The organism is Parvibaculum sp. (assembly GCF_039680535.1).
In the GTDB taxonomy this organism is placed as follows: Bacteria; Pseudomonadota; Alphaproteobacteria; order Parvibaculales; family Parvibaculaceae; genus Parvibaculum.
The window spans coordinates 14,552-32,237 of sequence record NZ_JBDKSS010000011.1; the positions used below are offsets into that span (position 1 = coordinate 14,552).

The following is a 17,686-nucleotide window of genomic DNA, read 5'->3' on the forward strand; positions in this document are numbered from 1 at the left end:
TTACAGCCCTGAAGGGTGCATGTGGAACCACTCATGGGCAAGGCTAAACCGTACCGGATTGCGCTGTACACAACCTATTATGCGGCCGGCGACGGCATGGGACGGGTGCTCGGGCACAAGATTGCCGCGCTGGACGAACTCGCACGGACAAGGCCGGTTGAACTCAAGGTCTATTGCGGCGGCAGCGACTTCGACGACCCGCGCATCGCCCGCGTCAACAAGCTTCCCGAGATTCTCGGCGATCCGTTCTTTCAGACGGCGGACGTCCATCACTACGAATTTGGCTGGTATTTCCGGCCTTTCGAATCGATCCGCCATCTCCCGGCCAAGGCACGCGCGTCGGTCTTTTTTCACGGCATAACGCCGCCGCAATGGGCCTCGGACCCCGAAGGCGCGTTGAAGTCGCTAAAGCAGAAGCGCCTTCTGTCCCGCGCCGACGCCATCTGCGTCGCAAGCCCCTTCGCCCGCGACGATCTCCTCTCGCTCGGCATCGGGCACGAGAAAATCAACATTCACCCGCTGCCTCTCTCCGTGGTTCCCAAACAGGAGCGGATGAAGACGGGAAGTGACGTGGTTGAATTCATCCATGTCGCGAGGCTTACGCCCAACAAGGGACTTCTCGACCTTCTCACGGCGCTCCAGATGGCAAGCGAAAGAGGCCTTTCATTTCGTCTGAGAATCGCCGCGCACCCCGCCAGCGCGACAGCGGATTTCTTTGCTGAAGTACGCCGGCACATCGAAAGTCCGGCGCTGCGCCATCGCGTCGAGTTTCTCGGTCATATCGACGACGTCGCGCTATCCTCGCTCTATGGCCAGGCCGATGCGATCATCCTGCCCTCCTATCACGACACCTATTGCCTACCCGTACTCGAGGCATTTGCACATGGCTGTCATGTCATCGCCTACGACTCGACCAATTTTCCGCATATAACCAATGGGTTCGCCTCCCTGGTGCCAACCGGCGACATTCCCGCGCTGGCTGAGGCAATCGAAAAATTCGCCGATGAGCTTGCCCGGGCTCGTCTCAACAGCCAAGACGCCCTCGTCACGACAAGCAGCGGTTCCGTCGCTCTCGCCGAACATCGATCGCGCATGAAGACCTATGCTTGCGGCTTCACGGAAGAGGGCTTCAAGAGCGGCTTTCTCTCGCATATCGATGCCCTTCTCGCTGCACCGCAAAAGCGGCGGGGAATCGTCGCGCGTCTGCGCTCGACACTGGCATATGCGCGATCGGCCTGACCAAAAATGACCGCTTTGCGTAGAAAAGCAGTCAAATTCAATAAACAAAGAAAAATGAAACTTTCTTTTTCTGACAACGGGTTGGCCCAGACCTCCCAGCGCAGAAAATGCGCGATCCGGAGGGCGCTCTTTACGCCATGCCTTTTCTCGGTCAGCCTATCATCAAGGGGAGCCTGTAAGAATATTCCCACCCGGAAAATATGACCTAGGCGACACCTGCCCGTGCAGCAATTCGGATCGAGAAACCACAGCACGCTTTACTCGCGGATTCTTCTCTCCGCGGCGGCGTTCGTTATCGCCGTTGCCGGCTTCCTGACCTACAAGTCGCTCACTAACTTCCGTCAGGCGCGGGCGCAATCGCAGGAGTTGATCCGCGCGGAAGGCAACCTGCGCTATTACGATGAAGTGCTGACCATGTCAGCCCGCGCCAACGCCTTCACCGAAGATCCGCAGTGGAGAACCCGCTACGAACGCTCTCGGGAAGAGTTGAAGGCCGAGTTGAAGTCTACTGCCGATCTTCTGCAGGATTCGAACGCGCTCCTCACCGAAGTATCACAGGCAGCCGACGACCTGGCCGAACTGGAAGACCAATCATTGGCTCTGGTCGGGACAGGCCGCCGCACAGAGGCCCAGCAGATATTACTGGGCAAGGACCATGAACGCGCCAAGGAAAGATATGCACGCGGCCTCGAACGCCTGAATCAGCAGATCGACGCGAGTATCGCTTCGCGGGAGAGACATCTTCAGCAGAACACGCTTCTTTCCGTCTTCTTCGTGGGAGCGCTGTTGGTCATATTCTTCCTGATGTTCTTCCGCACGTTCCGCGCACTCGACTCTCTGCTCCTGATGCAGGACATTCGCGGCGAAATCTCGCGGCGCTTGTTGTTCGTCGATCCGTCCGGAACCGAAGATGACCTGCACTGGGCGCTTCGTCTGATCGTGTCGGAGACCAATGGCGATCGCGCCTTCCTCTTGCGGAGAACGAGCCAGGAAGGAACCGTACAGATACAGCAATGGTGGGATCACGGCGCGGGCCAGTCCGACGATGAAGTCACTGCGTTATGGGCCTGTCTGGAACAGCTCCATGAGTATGGAACCATTCCGTTGCGAAACCTCTCCCGATTGTCCCGCGACGAGCAAGAACAGTTTGCCCCCGTTTTGCAGTTGGGTCTGGCGAAGATATTGAGCGCCTATGTGGAAGCCGGACAGGGCGAGGAATATTACCTCTGCTGGGGTGCAAAAAAGCGAACCTCAATGCAGCTGCCGCCAGACGATGCGTTTCTTCAGGCCATCGCCAAGATCATGATTGGCGCCATCAAGTATCTCGAATACGAGGCAGCCCTGACGCAGCTCGCCATGACGGACAGTCTCACGCGAGTTTACAATCGTCATCACTTCACCGAATGCCTCGCAACGGCCCTGGAGCAACATCGCCGCACCAAGCAGCCCTATGCGCTTCTGATGCTTGACCTCGACCACTTCAAGGATATCAACGATACATACGGCCATCCCGCCGGCGATGCCGTGCTCCAGTATTTCGCCAGCACCCTGCGCGGCAAGCTGCGCGAGATCGACACGATCGGGAGGTTAGGCGGTGAAGAGTTCGGCGTCATCCTGCCGGACACCGACGCCGAGGCAGCTCTCTCAATCGCAGAGCGTTTGCGCGAAGACATGCAAAATGCCGAAGTCTTCATCGATGGAGACCATATCAGGATCACCGTCTGTATCGGCGTCACGGTTCTCGACGAGGGCGACGCAGATACAGGCCAACCGATGAGCCGGGCCGACGACGCGCTTTACTGCGCAAAGGAAGAAGGGCGAAACCGGGTGAAGCGGCGAATGTCGTCCAGCGAACGCACCGATCTGTCGATCTGAGATGGGCGCCGGACCAGCTGCCTCGGCAGCTCGGCCATGATGCATCGAACCCATGAAACTGTCGCATGGCGACCTGTCTGCGATTGACGTAAGCACCTCTGACCCTCCGTAATATGTCCCGGACATGGCGTGGCGGACCTCGCAGAGGTTTGAGCCGCCCCTGTCCAAGGGGGGTGGCATGCGACTACAGCGGATAAACGGCTGGTTCTACGCAGCGCTGTGCGTCATCGCAGCGCTGCCGATCCTGACGATTGCCTATCCGCCCATCGTCGATTTCCCCAATCATGCCGCACGGCTCCATATCGCCTGCCACGCCGCCGATTACGCCGGCATGTATGAATACCGGCTCGGCGTCATCCCGAATCTCGCGATCGACCTCATCAATCTGCCGCTCTGCGGATTGGTGACACCCGAACGCGTCGTACTCGCGACCATCGCGCTCGCGCAGCTTTCGATCTGCGCTTCGGTCTGGTTCATCAGGAAGCGGCTATTCGGCGAGAATGACGCGCTTGTGCTGGTGGCGCCGGCTCTGTTCCTCAACCTCGTCACCACCATGGGCTATGCGAATTATCTGGTCGGGATCGCAATCCTGTTCTGGATGATGTTTTTCCTGTTGTCGCGACCGCAGGCGAGTTGGCTCGCTCTCCTTGCAATCGGCACGCTCGGCGGCATCGCGATCTTCTTCTCCCATATCTTCGCCCTGATGTTCGCGATGGTCGCGATGTGCGGCTGGCTCTGGCATGGCCGGTTTGCGGGCATGGGGTGGAGGGGCGCCGCGCTGGCGGGGTTGAGCACCGTCGGCATGTTCATCATACCGCTGGCCCTGGTCCCCCTGGCGGCCGGATCGGGTGAAACCGGCTTCGGTGTGGGACTCAGTCCCTGGAGCAAGATTCGCGCGGTGCTCTCACCGCTCTACACGAACAACATCACTCTCGACATCATCGCAGCGGTGATCTGGTCGAGTGCCATGATCATTCTCTTGAGAGCCCGAGCATTCGTCGTCGCGCCGGCCATGCGCGGTGCGCTTCTCGCGCTGCTCGTCGCCTGCATCTTTCTTCCCGGCCGATTGCTCGACGCGGTCGACATCGATGCGCGCCTGTTTACCTCCTTCATATTCCTCGCGCTCGCTTCGGCGCGACTGGAGATGCAGGCGCGGGCGCGTGAAGTGGTGGCCGCTCTGGCGCTTGGCACGCTCGTCCTGCATACCGCCCTGGCGATCCTGATATGGCGGCCGATGAGTGCGCAGGTCGCGGAGTGGCGCGCGGCAAGCCTGGTCCTGCCCGCCCGCGCGTCGGTCCTCACGGTGGAGGCCACGCGCGGCCCGCTGATGTACACCACCACGCGCATGTCCTATGCGCACCTGATGAGCTACGCGACGATCGACCGCCACATATTCAATCCGTATGAATTCACCGGCAAGGGCATGCAGCCGATGGTCGCTGTCGGCGCATATGAACCGCTCGACACGCCCGTCGGCGTCCCGTTGAAACCCGACATTGCGCGCCTGACATTCGGGCCGCCCTCGCCGACGCCGAAATGGCTGGCCCTGATGGAGCAGCGCAACATGCAATATACGATCGAATGGGGCGCTCGCTTCCCCTACATCGTCTATTTTCATTTCGGCAAGGCACCGAACTTCGATCCCAGGCGGCTACGCCTGATGACACAAGGCAGCTTCTTTTCAGTGCTGGTGCCGAAGGACAGCGCGATCGCGCATGCGGATCGTTAAGTCGCATGCGGTACGGGGCCTTGACCTGCGCTTGGACAGCGCGTCAGGCAGGCGCTTCTAATCGTTCCGCCCCGTCGGGTCCGAATGCATCGGACAACGCTGCCCGGCGGGCTCGAACTCACTGAGGCGCAGCTTCGTCTTGTGATCGTCCGTTCCCGGCACGCCGGTCGCGTCGATACCGCGATAATAGAACTTCTGCCATTTGTCGCTCGGCGCCGAAGGCGGATTGCGCATCATTTCCTTCTGGAATGCATCGCGCGACCGGCTCCAGTTTTCAAACTGCGCCTTGAGTTGCGGCTCCTCATCTATGGGGACGAAACGCGGCTCGACGGCCTCGACCGCGGCGCGCTGCAGAGGAAAGATATGGCAGAAGGGCTCGTTTTCCTCGAAGCGGATCCAGTGCTTCGGGCGAGTAAAGCGCCAGTTCATCGTGAAGGTGAAAGGCGACCAGTCCGTCTCCACGATGCCGCCAAGCGGCGCAATCCCGTCCTTGGCGGCATTGGGCGGCCCACCGACCCACAGGTTCCAGCCGGGCTCCGTGCGGAACAGGCCCGAGACGTGAAAGGTCATCACGCCTTGCCCGAAAAGCGCCACAGGCGCGTCATGCGGCGCGCTGCCGCGATCGCAGCGGATGATGACGTCTTCCGGCGCCATCCCTCCGGTCCAGAACGCCTCGAAGCCGCAAGGCGTCAATATCTCCCAGCCATGCGAATTGGCGATGCTGAGCGGCAGACAGCGATAGGCGAAGGATTCGGGACTCGCATCCATCCAGTCTCGCCGTGGAGAAGCCGCGCGAATGCGCGGCTTCCAGCCCGGATAGAGGTAGCAGGTGAGTTCCATCGCTTCTCGTCCCGAACCTGTTGCAGCGGCGCCTCGTCTAGAAGCCCAGACGCAGGCCGATGCTTCCTGAAACGGCGGCATCCTCGCCGTCGCCGGTCGCGGTATGGACGGAGACGGTGATCACCGAATTGTCTCCGATGCGCTGATCGAGATCGGCTCCGAAGCGGGCCCAGTTCCGATCCACGGGAAGACCGGGCGCGCTGAAGGATCCCAGATTACCGAGAATGGCGCCGGTGACAACCGGGGCGTCATTGTCGAAGCGGTGGACCCATTCGCCACTGACGCGCAGTTCGGTCGTATCGCTCAGTGCGGCCTGCAGCGCGGTGCCGAGACGTCCCTCCCGCGCCGTCTGAGTGTAGTCATCGACGGCCACGGGGAAGCCGCCGCCGGTTTCCGTATAACTGTCGACCGTGTTGCGCGTATGCGTATAGGCGACATAGGGCGACAGCGCCGCGGGTCCGAAGTCGACGGCCTTCAACCAGTCGAGGCGCGCGCGCAGCGCCCAGCTGCGGGCATCCGTTTCGCCGCGGCTCGAATCTACCGTTACGCCATTCAGATAATGACGGGAGATATCGGCGCTCCAGTTGCCGGCGTAGCCGGTGAGGCTCGCAACCACGCTGGTGCCGGGGATCGTGTAGTCCGCCTCGCCGACGAAGTAATAGCCGTCGAGATTGCTATCGCCGCCAAAGGCGAGATCCTGATCGAGGCGGCTCAGGCCGACGCCGGCGCCGATGCGGAAGTTGTCGATGTCGGTGCAGACACCGATTTCGCCAACATACTGGTTTCGATTGCCGCTGCCGTCATGCGCGAGGTCGCCCGTCGCCCAGGCGCAATTGCCCGCCGCGACGCCATTATCTGCCAGCACGCGGTGATGCGCGCCCCAGAGGCTCAATCCGGTCATGTTCACACCGCTGGTGAACGGCGCCGTGAGGCTCACGAGGCTCTTCAAGTAGTCGTCGAGGCCGATGACGCCGGATCCGGGAGGAGTGGGCGTCGGCGTCGGCGTCGGCGTCGGAGTTGGTGTTGGTGTTGGTGTTGGGGTAGGTGTAGGCGTCGGGGTCGGAGTGGGAGTTGGTGTCGGCGTAGGCGTAGGCGTAGGCGTCGGTGTAGGCGTAGGCGTAGGCGTAGGCGTCGGTGTAGGCGTGGGCGTGGGTGTAGGTGTAGGTGTAGGTGTAGGTGTAGGAGTTGGCGTCGGGGTCGGTGTGGGCGTCGGAGTCGGTGTAGGCGTCGACACGCGCGCGATGTAGCGCTGCGTCGTGCCGTTGATCTGGCCATTGCCAATGATCACATTGCCGCTCGCGTCGACGCCATCGGCGGACGTGAATTCGTCAGTTCCGATATCGACGCCGTTCGCAGTAAGCCATTCGCCGACATACTGCAACCCTCCGGCATCGGTCCAGCGGAACGCATAGACACCTCTGATGGACGGCAGGGCGACTGTCGGCCTGTCCGCGTCGCCGACGATCACGCTGCCATCGGCATTGATGGCATTTGCCTTGCTGAACGTACCGCCACTGTATATGCCGAGCCCGACCATGCCGGTGGCCTGGGTCCAGCGAAACGCTTGCTGAACACTGCTGGCAGACACAGATGTACCGGCAACGACATTGCCGTCGGCGGAAACGCCATTAGCGCGGCTGCTCGCCGTGGGCGCCTCGTGAGAACTGAGTACGCCGAGGCCGACCATGCCGCCAGTGGATGTCCAGCGGAAGGCCTCCTCCGTACGTGATGAATTGGCGCCGAAGCCGACGACAGTGCTGCCGTCGCTCGAAGTCGCGCGCGACTGGCTCGTATAGAAGTCGCCACCCTCGATGTTCTGGGGCGCGCCATCGTCGACCCATCGCACGGCATGGTAGCCCGCCGACACACTGTGGCCGACGACGACATGACCGTCGCTCGACACTGCCCAGGCGAGACTGGAATGCGGCTTCGTCAAGCTTTCCGGCGCGGTTTCGAGATCGGTGAGTATCGTGAGCACACCGTTGCGCCAGACCAGCGCCCTGTATGACGACGATGCCGTGGCTTGGCTGTAGCCGACCACAACCGAACCGTCGCCGGAAATGCCCTGGGCATAGACGAGTTCTGCTCCATCGGGAATCGGCAACGCCGTCTTGCCGGCCAGAGTGAAGACATAGGGACGATAGCTGTAGACACCGAGGCGCACGGTGCCCGCGACGGAATTGCCGTCGCCCGAGATCGCGCTGAAGACCGTCCCGATATTGGAGGGCAAATCGCCGGGAATATCGCCCAACGTCGTCACGCTGCCACTGGCATGGACTGCCTTGGACAAGAGCAGTGAAGCGATGGCAACGGACATGAGAAGACGCGACTTGGACGACATGAACTACCCCCAACTATGTTGCTGCGCGGGCGCGCAGAGACCCCGCTCTGTCGGAACGGCGAACTGAAAACGGACGGCGATGTTGTTGGTCAGGTGCAGGGATTGCATTCCGCCCCCTGCCCTCAGCCCGGACGACAGGAACGGAAAGTCGTGAACTGCCCCAGTCCGACTTCACCGGACATGACACTGCGACAGGTGTCTTGTCCTGCCAGCCCCTGTTCAGGGGGAAGGGGAGCACTTTATTTAAATCAGCAAGCTGAGGGATGTGGCGTTCAGCACAGCCCGCGCCGGACGGCCTCTCGCGTCGCTTCCGCGCGGTTCGATATGCTGAGCTTCTGGTAGATCACCTTCACGTAGCTGGCGACCGTCTGCGGCTTCAGCCCCATGCGCTCTGCGGCCTCGGCGACTGTAAGCCCGCGCGCCAGCAGGGTCAGCGTTTCCGTCTCTCGCGGCGTGAGCCCGGCCTCATCCCGTTCGGGCGCAGGGGCTTTACGGAAATGCGCGAGCAGCCGATGTGCGATCGAGGGAGACAATGACGGCTCGCCCCGGTCTAGCCGCCGAAGTATGCCGACGAGCAGATCCGGCTCCTCATCCTTCAGCACATATCCGCGTGCGCCTGCGGCGAGGGCTTCGAAGAGATGCGCGTCGTCGTCATAGATCGTGGCGATCACAGGCATGACCGTCGGCCAGTCGTCCACCAGCTTCCGCACCAGATTGACGCCCGGGCCATCGGGAAGGCCGAGGTCGATCAGCGCCAGATCGAAGCCGGGCGCATCATTCGCCGCCTTGCGTTCATCGAGCCACGCCACCGCCTCGGCCAGCCGGGCGAACGTCACCACGCCGATGCCCGGAAAGGCAGCGGTGAGCACGCCGAGCAGCCAATCGCGCGTGCGCGGCTGATCCTCGACCAGCAGACACAATCGTGAGGTCGTTCGATTCATCATTGACGTCAGGGTATATGGCCAACCGGCCCTGTCACCCCCTGTTCGGTGGGGGTGCGCCGCACCGGGACGACGAGCGGCAGTGAAAGGCGCACCTGCGTTCCGCCAGGACCGGATGCGAGATCGAGCCGCCCTCCCACATCCTCCATGCGACGGCTGAGGTTCCGGAGGCCGTAACCTTGAGTCTCTCCCGTCAAAGCTTCTTCAGGCATCCCGCGTCCGTTATCGGCGACGACCATTTCGAGCCGTCCGGCATCGATCGTCAGGCCTACCCTCACCATCGAGGCATGGGCATGGCGTATTGCATTGCTCACCGCCTCGCGAAGGGCCGAGGTGATCGCCTTTTGCTGCCGGTAGTCGATGGAGAAATCACCCTCGCCGGGCTCCGCCAGCGGCCAGTCGAGCGCGATGCCGGCCGCCTCCAGCCGCCGGGCGGTTTCGTGACGGACGTCGCTGAGCAGGCGTTCGAGCGAGACCTGCTCGCCCGTCATGCCGCTGACGATGGCGCGGATGTCGGACATCGCCGCCTGCAGGGTTGGACGGAGCTGCTGATCCGCCATGTGCATCCCGGTCAAAAGCCGCGCGCCGACATCATCGTGAAGATCCCTCGCAATGCGCAGCCGCTCGGCTTTCACACCTTCGTCATAGGCCCTGCGAGCCCGGATCATTTCCTCCACGAGCCGACAGAGCGCATCGGCCATGTTGAGATCGTTGCTGTCGAACAGCCTGCTTCCCTGCCCCGCGAAGGAGAGAGCAAGCGCTTCACCGCTCAGCGGAGAGGGAATTGCGAGCACGCGGCCGTCTTCCCGTATCTCTGTCCTTTGCGCCGTCGTGGCGACGACTTCCAGCGGATCGAACTGCGCCCTCAGCACCTTCCTCCACAGCGCTGACTGATCCTCAGGACGCATGGCGAAGGCGACTTCATTCGCACCCCGGATGAGCCGCATGGTGTCGGCATCGCGGCGGCGATCCGCAAACCGCATCAGGCGCGAACGCACGGGCAGCCAAAGGACGGCCACCAACAGCGCACCAACCGACAGCGTCCACTTCTCCCCTGCCCAGTAGACCAGCATCATGTCGGCGATCAGCACCAGCAGAACCACGACCACCGCCCGGATGACGTGAAGGGTCCAGTTGCCCAGATCGAACATGCGATAGCGCGTGATGGCCACGGCGAGAGCAAAGTAGAACAACAGGAAGCCCGACATGGCGACCGAGTCGCCCACATAGAGGGGCGAGCCCATGAGCTGCGGCAAGAAGTTGACGGCGGTAAATATCCCCGTGCTGAGAAGCAGCGCGGTGCCGACCCAGGCGACAGATCCTCGCTGTACCGGATCCTTGCGCGATATCCAGGCTTGAACAAAAACCAGCGCGAACATTATGCCGACTGACGCCACAAGAACGATAAGCCCCGCGCCATAAACATCGGTCCACAGATCGAATATCATTGTCACGCCCAGCGCCAGCAGGGAGAGCGAGAACAGGACGGGAAAGATCGTGGGCATGAGCGGCCGGGGATATCTGCAGAAGATCGCCACCAGCGCCCCACCGAAGAGCATTCCGGAGATATGGTTGGCCTGTAACTGATTGCGCATCACCCAGCCGGGGGTGGTCAGTCCGCCCATATTGATCATGATGATTGTGAGCGATGCCATCCACAACGAGGCGCCGCTGAGCGCAAACATCTGGGCCACGAATTCGCGCGGCCGCAGAACAAGCACCCACAGCCCCGTCAGCAGAGCCACAAAGCCTACGCCGAGGGCGCCCCAGGCATCGCGAGAGAGATGAAAGCCACGCAGATGGATCGCATAGGCCGCGAGATCGCGACCGTCCGGCAGTTGCAGCGTGCCGCCCTGACCGAAAAGCACAGCGACCCGATCCAGCCGCTCATAATGCGCCCTGTTTTCAGCAGGTGTGCCGCGCGGCTCCAGTCCGCTGACCAATTCGCGAACCGGCAACTCGAACAGGACCTGGCCGCTCCGTCCGATGAAGCGGGCCGTGGTTTCGCCCGGCAGGGCGTCGACGCCCTTGATGACGACGCTGTCGGCTGCCCCTTGCCGCACCTCGATGCTCGCCGCAGGCCGATAGCCCGCCACCAGCGCAAAAAAGGCGGTCACCAGAAGCCCCGCGATAGCCAGCAGGGAGAATATCGTCGTAGGGCGATGAAAGAGCACGGCGCGCATAAAAACTCGCATCAAATAGCACGTCAAAAGACGCGGCCCTGAAAATACACCACCGGCTAAGCGGAGGATGGACCGCGCCAAGGCATCCCGTTCCCGCAGGGTGCCTTTCTCAATGTTAGTATACGGAGACTTGCAGTGCCATGCCGTCGATCGCGACCATTCGTTGCCATGTGAAGGAATGTTGCCTCACTGCCCTATCAGAAAGGCCCGGCCGGAGGCATCGTTCAGCGCTGCGCCCGGAATTGATTGGCGTCGGCATGATGATCGTACACGTAAAGCGGCACGCTCAGTTCACCCGCAGGGCGCCAACCTACGCTAGCCCTCAATGGCCCCCGCCCTTCCGCTTTCGACGACGAACGTCTTTAGCGTCGAGAGCTGAGCATCGGGATCCCTGACGTCGGATATCGCCTGGAACTTCGTCGTCATATGCTGGGCATCGACCTCGATCAGGACATAGCCCCGCTTGCGGCTTTCAAAGAAACGCACATGCGGATTGTCGGGCAAGGCCTTGGCGAAAAGCTCATAGACGGGCGGGCGGGAGCTGATCGACGTTCCGACGATTTCCGTCGCGACCGTCGGTGAACGCTCATTGTCGAAATCGAGCTTCAGGTCGTTGGTCCAGAAGCAATGGCTGTCGCCGCCGATCACCACCGCATTGGCCACACGCGCCTCGTGTATGTGCTTCATGAGGCGCGAACGATTGGCGGGATAACCGTTCCAGTCCTCCGTCCAGTAGGCGATATGACCCGTTTCGTCCTTATGGCCGAACTGGGCCATCAGCACATCCTGAGCAATGATGTTCCAGCGCGCCTTCGAATTCGCGAGCCCATCGTAAAGCCACGCCTCCTGCGCTTCACCCAGCATCGAACGGGCAGCAGCGAGCCTTTCAGGACAGCTCGCATTGGTCTCGAGATGCCCGCCACCCTTCTTGGGCGGACCATAACAAGCCTCTCGTGAACGATACTGCCGACCGTCGATCAACGAGATTTCGGCAAGGTCGCCGAAGGCGTAGCGCTCATAGATCCGCATCGAGGCGCCATGCGGCTTCGACAGCAAGGGACGCACAGGCATGTGTTCATAAAATGCCTGATAGGCAGCCGCCCTGCGAGCAAGGAACTTCGCCGGATCGTCAAAGGTCTTCGACCATTTGTCCGAATAGTCGTTTTGAACCTCGTGATCGTCCCATGTGACAAGCGAGGGCGCGACCGCATGCACACGCTGCAGATTTTCGTCGAGCTTGTACTGCGTATAGCGATCCCGATATTGCGCGAGCGTCTTCGCTTCCATGCCATCCTTGTGCCTGCGGACCGTCGGATGTTTCGTGTCGACGCTTTCATAGATGTAGTCACCCAGGAAGATCACAAGATCGGGATGTTCTTCGGCGAGGTGATGATAGGCCGCGTAATAACCCTGCTCGTAATTCGCGCAAGAGGCATAGGCAAGACGTAACCCGGCAAGCGGAGCGCCTGTTGCCGGTGCCGTCATGGCGCGGCCGATCCGGCTTACCGCCTCGCCCGAGATGAAGCGATACCAATAGGGCCGGCCGGGAGCGAGCCCCCTCACTTCCTCATGCACAGAATAGGCATAGTGCGGATCGGCGATAGCGACGCCCTTCCGGACGAGCCGGGTCATGGCCTCGTCCTCGGCAATTTCATAGGCGACCGGCACAGGCCCGCCTCTCATGCCGCCCGGCATCGCAGGGTCGGCCGACAGAGGATCGGGCACGAGCCTCGTCCACAGGACGAAACCATCCGGAGTGGGCGCCCCCGAAGCAACACCGAGGCTGAAGGGGTTGCCCTTGCGCCAGCTTTGCATGCCGCCCGCCACGCAGCCGACGAGCGCCGGAGCGACAATGCTCCCGCGCGCCGCCGCGCCGGCAAGGCTAAGGAAGCTGCGTCGCGACGGGATCAACACAGGTGCCGAGATGCGATGAGCGGTCATGGATTTCCCCTGACAATGAATGCCGGATGCCTGTTTCGCAGACGTCTATTTCGCGGAAGCCTGAGTTCCGATCAGCGGGTCCATGCCGGCCGCGATGAGAACGAGCTTCAGATGATCGCTCAGTCGCAGCACGACTTCCTGAAACGTATTGTTGAACAGAAGGCCGTAAAGCGCGGTGCCGATGCCAGCCGCCGTGGCGAAGAGCGCTGTGCCGATACCGGCGCTGACAGCCGCCGGATCCGAGATGCCCGCCTGAGCCAGGGCAACGAAAGTATCGATGATGCCGAAGATCGTGCCGAGAAGGCCGAGAAGCGGCGCCGCCGTGATAACCGTATCGAGCATCCACAAATGTTGTGTGAAGCGTGCGCGGCTGCGGATGAAAATAGTCTGCGCGACATCTTCCTGAGCCAACCGTTCGGAAGAGGCGGAACGCACGGCCAACATGTCAGCAACGGCCGAGCCGAAGACGCCGGAAAGTACGCTCGGAGACTTCGGAAAGCTTCCATTCGGTCCCGATTTGGCCAGCAATTTCTCGAGCTTGCGTGCCTGACGCAGATTGACGGCGTAGAAGATCGCCCGCTCGATCGAAACGAAGGTGACGAGCACGACTGCAGCACCGAGCAAGGCAAAGGTGATGACATGCAGGCTCTCGGTCAGGCTCGCAGGATGCAGGACGGCGTTTGCCGCATTGGTAAGTGTCTGGATGATGGCCATGGGAAAACTCCGGGAGCGAGGGTCGGGGGAACGCGGGATGCGTTCCCCCTCCGGTTCGCGTATCAGAAATCGACGCTAAGGCTGACGGAGGCAAAGCGCGGACCGCCAACCTGATAGGTCGGCGAACCGGCGTTCGCGCCCGTTGCATTCGTCGTGTAGGAGATGAGCGTGCCGAGATAGCGTTCATCGAAGACGTTATCCACGGCAAAAACGAGCGTCACCTTCTGCAGACCGACCAGCGAAGATGGCAAGTCGTAACCGGCGGTGAGGTCCACCGTCGTGTGCGGGGCGAGCGACTCGTCGTTCATCAGGGTTGAGAAACGCGAGCCCGTATACTTGCCGGCAACCGACGTGAACCACCCCCGGCCGTCATAGCGGAGCACGAGCGAGCCAAGGTATTTTGGCGTGTCGATCATGTTCTTGTTGGCCGTCGGCAGAATGGTTCCGTTGACCTCCGTGTTGTTCTGCAGCTTGCTGTCTGTATAGGAGGCGGACGCATAAGCAGAGAAGCCGTCGAACTGCCTGGTCGCGATTTCAAGTTCGACACCGCGCGTCTTCACGTCGCCGATCGTCTTCGCCACAGTGATACCGGTCACGAGGTCCTTGGAGCTCTGCTGACGGTTCTTGTAGTCGATGTTGAAGGCAGTGATACCCCCGCTGAAGAACGACCCTGCGTAGCGATAGCCGCCATCGACGATCACAGCCGTTTCCGGCTTTACGGCGGCGCCGGAACCGGGCTCGAACATGTTCGTGTTGTCCGGCGCGCGGAACGACTGCGCCGCAGAGGCGAAGAGCTGGTGCTCAGGCGTGATCCGCCAATTTAGACCGGCATTCGGCATCACCTTGCTGTTGCTCTGTGTGGTGTGAACAGGAACAATTACGCCACCACTATAGGAGCGTTGAGCGAGGGGCAGGTTGTTCGTGCCATCGCGATCAACCATGGCGTATTGTAGACCGAACTCGGCCGTCACCTGATCGTTGAAGAGGTTGAGCGAGTCCTGGATGAAAGGCCGCTTGATCGTGCTGACCGTTTCCGTGTCGCGCGTACGGGCCGGCAGGCCATCGCTGACACGGAAGAGTTGCGCGTTCGTCGCCCAGACGTCCGAGGGATTGCCATTGTCGTCGACATATTCGTACTGGCGGATTTCCCGAAGGCGCGCGCGCTCATACTGGAAGCCGGTCGACAGAACGTTGTTTTCGAAGTTCCAGGTCAGACGGCTGACGAAACCCGGGCGGAAGGCGCGCGCATTCGTCGGACGATAAAACAGAACGGTGTCCCTGGCATCGCCGTCGCCATTGAGATCGACGCCGCTATTCGTGCCCATGATCGCGCGCAGGCCGCTATAGCTGGAGCTTGTATCACCTTCCTTCAGATAGACGGCGCCACCGCCATTGCCGCGTCCGAAGACAAAATAGGGTTCGAAGTCGAAGCGGACATTGTCGGCGACCTGCAGATTGGCCTTGGCCGAGAGTATCAGGCTCTCCCAGGGATTCACGCGCAGCTTGTAATACTGCTCGCGGCTGAACGGATTCCCGAAGCTGTTGTCGTCGTTCTGGGCAGTGCCGTTGACGGGCGTGGGCCGCGGCGCAAATGTGGTCGCATAGTCAAAATCCCAGCCATATTGATCAATCTGGCCGAGCGTCGCCGAACGAAAATTGTTGTTGACCGACTTGTTGTAATAGGCGCCAAACGAAATCTGGCTCGAGCTCGCGATTTTCTTCACAATCTTCGTGTCGAAATGCTCGCGGTCGGCGTTGCCTTCTCCACGAAACTTGTCGGCTTGCGATTTCGAGTAGGAAAAGAAGGCCTTCGTGCCGTCCAGAAACTCGCCTGTGTCGACGCGGGCAAAACTGCGCCAATAGTTGTCCGAACCGAAGCTCTGCTGGGCATTCACATTCAACTTGTCCATCGGGTCGCGGATGAACATGTCGATATTGCCGCCGGTGGCACTGAGGTTGGGCTTGTCCGTGTCGCCATAGCCCTGAGCGAGGAAGATCGAGCTGAGATTTTCCTTGTCGATATATTCGTGCGGATAAACGCCATAGGCGCCGCTATCGTTGAGCGGGATACCGTCGAGCGTGAATCCCATCTGGCTGCTCGTGAAGCCGCGAACCGAAAGCGAGCCGCCATAGAGGCCCGTCGAATCGACCGACGTCGTATTTACGCCTGGAAGTTTTTCGATGAGCTGGAAGGGATTGTAGCTACCCGGCTGCTCCTCGATATATTTCTCGGTGACAGTCGAGCGCGCCTTGGGCGCCTGTTCTTCAGTGGAATATAGGCCCGTACCCTGATCGTCGGCCTCACCATCAACCGTCACCGTGCCGATAGCCGTCGTATTCTCCGCAAAGGCCGGATGGATGCCGAGCATGGCGCCCCCTGCAACGCCTGCCAGCAGTATCCATCGGAAGTTGCTTCGCAACCCTTTCAACTTTTCACTTTTCATGACTGCCTCACTATTCATGCGACAGGCCCCAGCGACCTGCCCCCTGGTCAAAGCCGCGGCTCGGCCGCAGCTCAGTTCAATTGGTAGTCGAGCCTCACGGTGAACCGTCGCGTGCTCTCTCCCGGAAAAGCGTCGTTCGGAAATGGTGGATAGGCGCCGCCGCGCACCGTCGCGAGCGCGGCGCGGTCGAGGATTGGCGAACCAGCGCCTTGTTCGATGCCCGCATCGACAAGCGCGCCACTTCGATCGAGAACGAACCAGAGTTCCACCGCGCCCTGCGGATGAAGCATTCGCGCTTCCTTGGTGTTCGGATAGCGGCGTATCGACTGCAGATAGGCGCGCAGCGCGGCTGCATATTGGTTCTGGACATCCGCCAACGGATTGGAGGGCGCCGCGGCCTTTACCTGAGCAGGCGCGTGAACGGGCGACGGCGCGGCGACAGGCATGGGCTTCGCAACGCGAACAGGCGTCGGCGGTCGCGGCTTTTGCGGCCGTGGTGGCTTTGGCTTTTCGAAAGCAGGCTCGGTGGTTTTAACCGGTGGCGGAGTCGCCTCCTGCGGGGCGGGCGGCGCCGCTGGTGCCGGCGGGACAGGCTCCGGCATCGTCTCCAGCATCAACTCGACCGGCTTTGCGTCGGCGACAAGCTCGACATGCCAGTTCGAGGCGACGATGAGCGCGCCAAGGATCGTTGCCGTCGCGAGGCCCGCGACGGATTGTCGTCTCTCATACAAGAAGTCCATTTTCTATCCGGACTTCTTTTTGGTCGCGATCGAGAAACTATCGTAGCCGCCTGCCTTCAACACATCGACGACTTCTATGACGCGCTGAAGCTCCACCGCACCGTCGCCATTGATCAGCACGGCCGTCTTCGCTGAACCGTCCGGCTTGCTCGGAGGCGCGCTCGCTGCAAGGGCCGAAGCCAGCCCTGCAAGCGGTACGGATTTTCCATCGACCTGCAGGATGCCGTCCGTTCCAAGTGTCACGACGATCTTGCGCATCTTGTCGAGCTGCTGTGCCGCAGAAGACTTCGGCAGCTTGGTCTTGATGCCGAGCGCCGGAATGACGTTGACGCTGATCAGAACGAAAAACGCGAGCAGAAACATCATTACGTCGATCATCGGAATAATTTCGATCCGCGATCGATGAGGCTGCTCGTCTGGCCAGTGACGCATTGGAAGACCCGGAACTGAGGAACGCTACTTTCAAGCGCGTCAGATAGGGGCCTATTGTGAAACCGCGGTTACTCCTTTGATAATTAATAACGACAGTTTAACGACCCGAACAGGTGCCCACTCGCGCGGAGGACGAACGCCTATATATTCTTTGTACTGATAATTGACTGACCCGTCTGCACCATCAATAGCGGACGATCATCGGGACGGACGCCGCTCGATCGGAACTCTCTTCCAATCTGACAAAGCACCCGCATGTGGCAGTGG

At 61.0% G+C, this 17,686-nt stretch carries 12 protein-coding genes; 3 read left to right on the forward strand and 9 right to left on the reverse strand.

The window, feature by feature from the left end:
- Nucleotides 1-33 precede the first annotated feature (33 nt).
- The 3 genes from ABFC66_RS05880 to ABFC66_RS05890 all read left to right on the forward strand — a co-directional run bounded on the left by ABFC66_RS05880 (nt 34) and on the right by ABFC66_RS05890 (nt 4,843).
- Nucleotides 34-1,239: a glycosyltransferase family 4 protein gene (locus tag ABFC66_RS05880; protein ID WP_346740042.1), complete on the forward strand. Its 1,206-nt coding sequence runs from the start codon at nt 34-36 to the stop codon at nt 1,237-1,239.
- 222 nt (nt 1,240-1,461) lie between these two features.
- Entirely contained in the window at nt 1,462-3,114 is a 1,653-nt protein-coding gene (locus ABFC66_RS05885; protein ID WP_346740043.1) for a GGDEF domain-containing protein, read from the forward strand.
- Nucleotides 3,115-3,292: 178 nt separating this feature from the next.
- Nucleotides 3,293-4,843, forward strand: a complete 1,551-nt coding sequence (locus ABFC66_RS05890; RefSeq protein ID WP_346740044.1) for a hypothetical protein — start codon at nt 3,293-3,295, stop codon at nt 4,841-4,843.
- Nucleotides 4,844-4,900: 57 nt separating this feature from the next.
- Here ABFC66_RS05890 and ABFC66_RS05895 read toward each other — a convergent pair whose 3' ends face one another.
- The 9 genes from ABFC66_RS05895 to ABFC66_RS05935 all read right to left on the reverse strand — a co-directional run bounded on the left by ABFC66_RS05895 (nt 4,901) and on the right by ABFC66_RS05935 (nt 17,419).
- Nucleotides 4,901-5,683 carry a DUF6065 family protein gene (locus ABFC66_RS05895; RefSeq protein ID WP_346740045.1) on the reverse strand — a complete coding sequence of 261 codons (783 nt, stop codon included), beginning with the start codon at nt 5,681-5,683 and terminating at the stop codon, nt 4,901-4,903.
- A gap of 37 nt (nt 5,684-5,720) precedes the next feature.
- Nucleotides 5,721-8,024, reverse strand: coding sequence for an autotransporter domain-containing protein (locus ABFC66_RS05900; RefSeq protein ID WP_346740046.1), 2,304 nt, complete (start codon nt 8,022-8,024; stop codon nt 5,721-5,723).
- Nucleotides 8,025-8,296: 272 nt separating this feature from the next.
- The gene (locus ABFC66_RS05905; protein ID WP_346740047.1) at nt 8,297-8,968 is read right to left on the reverse strand and encodes a response regulator transcription factor; all 672 of its coding nucleotides are present in this window, start codon (nt 8,966-8,968) and stop codon (nt 8,297-8,299) included.
- 5 nt (nt 8,969-8,973) lie between these two features.
- Nucleotides 8,974-11,082 carry an ATP-binding protein gene (locus ABFC66_RS05910; protein WP_346740048.1) on the reverse strand — a complete coding sequence of 703 codons (2,109 nt, stop codon included), beginning with the start codon at nt 11,080-11,082 and terminating at the stop codon, nt 8,974-8,976.
- Nucleotides 11,083-11,463: 381 nt separating this feature from the next.
- Nucleotides 11,464-13,089, reverse strand: coding sequence for an alkaline phosphatase D family protein (locus ABFC66_RS05915; RefSeq protein WP_346740049.1), 1,626 nt, complete (start codon nt 13,087-13,089; stop codon nt 11,464-11,466).
- 45 nt (nt 13,090-13,134) lie between these two features.
- Nucleotides 13,135-13,803 carry a MotA/TolQ/ExbB proton channel family protein gene (locus ABFC66_RS05920; RefSeq protein WP_346740050.1) on the reverse strand — a complete coding sequence of 223 codons (669 nt, stop codon included), beginning with the start codon at nt 13,801-13,803 and terminating at the stop codon, nt 13,135-13,137.
- 62 nt (nt 13,804-13,865) lie between these two features.
- A complete protein-coding gene (locus ABFC66_RS05925) occupies nt 13,866-16,247 on the reverse strand; it encodes a TonB-dependent receptor (protein ID WP_346740051.1) in 2,382 nt (793 codons plus the stop codon).
- Nucleotides 16,248-16,318: 71 nt separating this feature from the next.
- Nucleotides 16,319-16,987 carry a TonB family protein gene (locus ABFC66_RS05930; RefSeq protein WP_346740052.1) on the reverse strand — a complete coding sequence of 223 codons (669 nt, stop codon included), beginning with the start codon at nt 16,985-16,987 and terminating at the stop codon, nt 16,319-16,321.
- Between the two features lie 3 nt (nt 16,988-16,990).
- Entirely contained in the window at nt 16,991-17,419 is a 429-nt protein-coding gene (locus tag ABFC66_RS05935) for a biopolymer transporter ExbD (protein WP_346740053.1), read from the reverse strand.
- Nucleotides 17,420-17,686 lie beyond the last annotated feature (267 nt).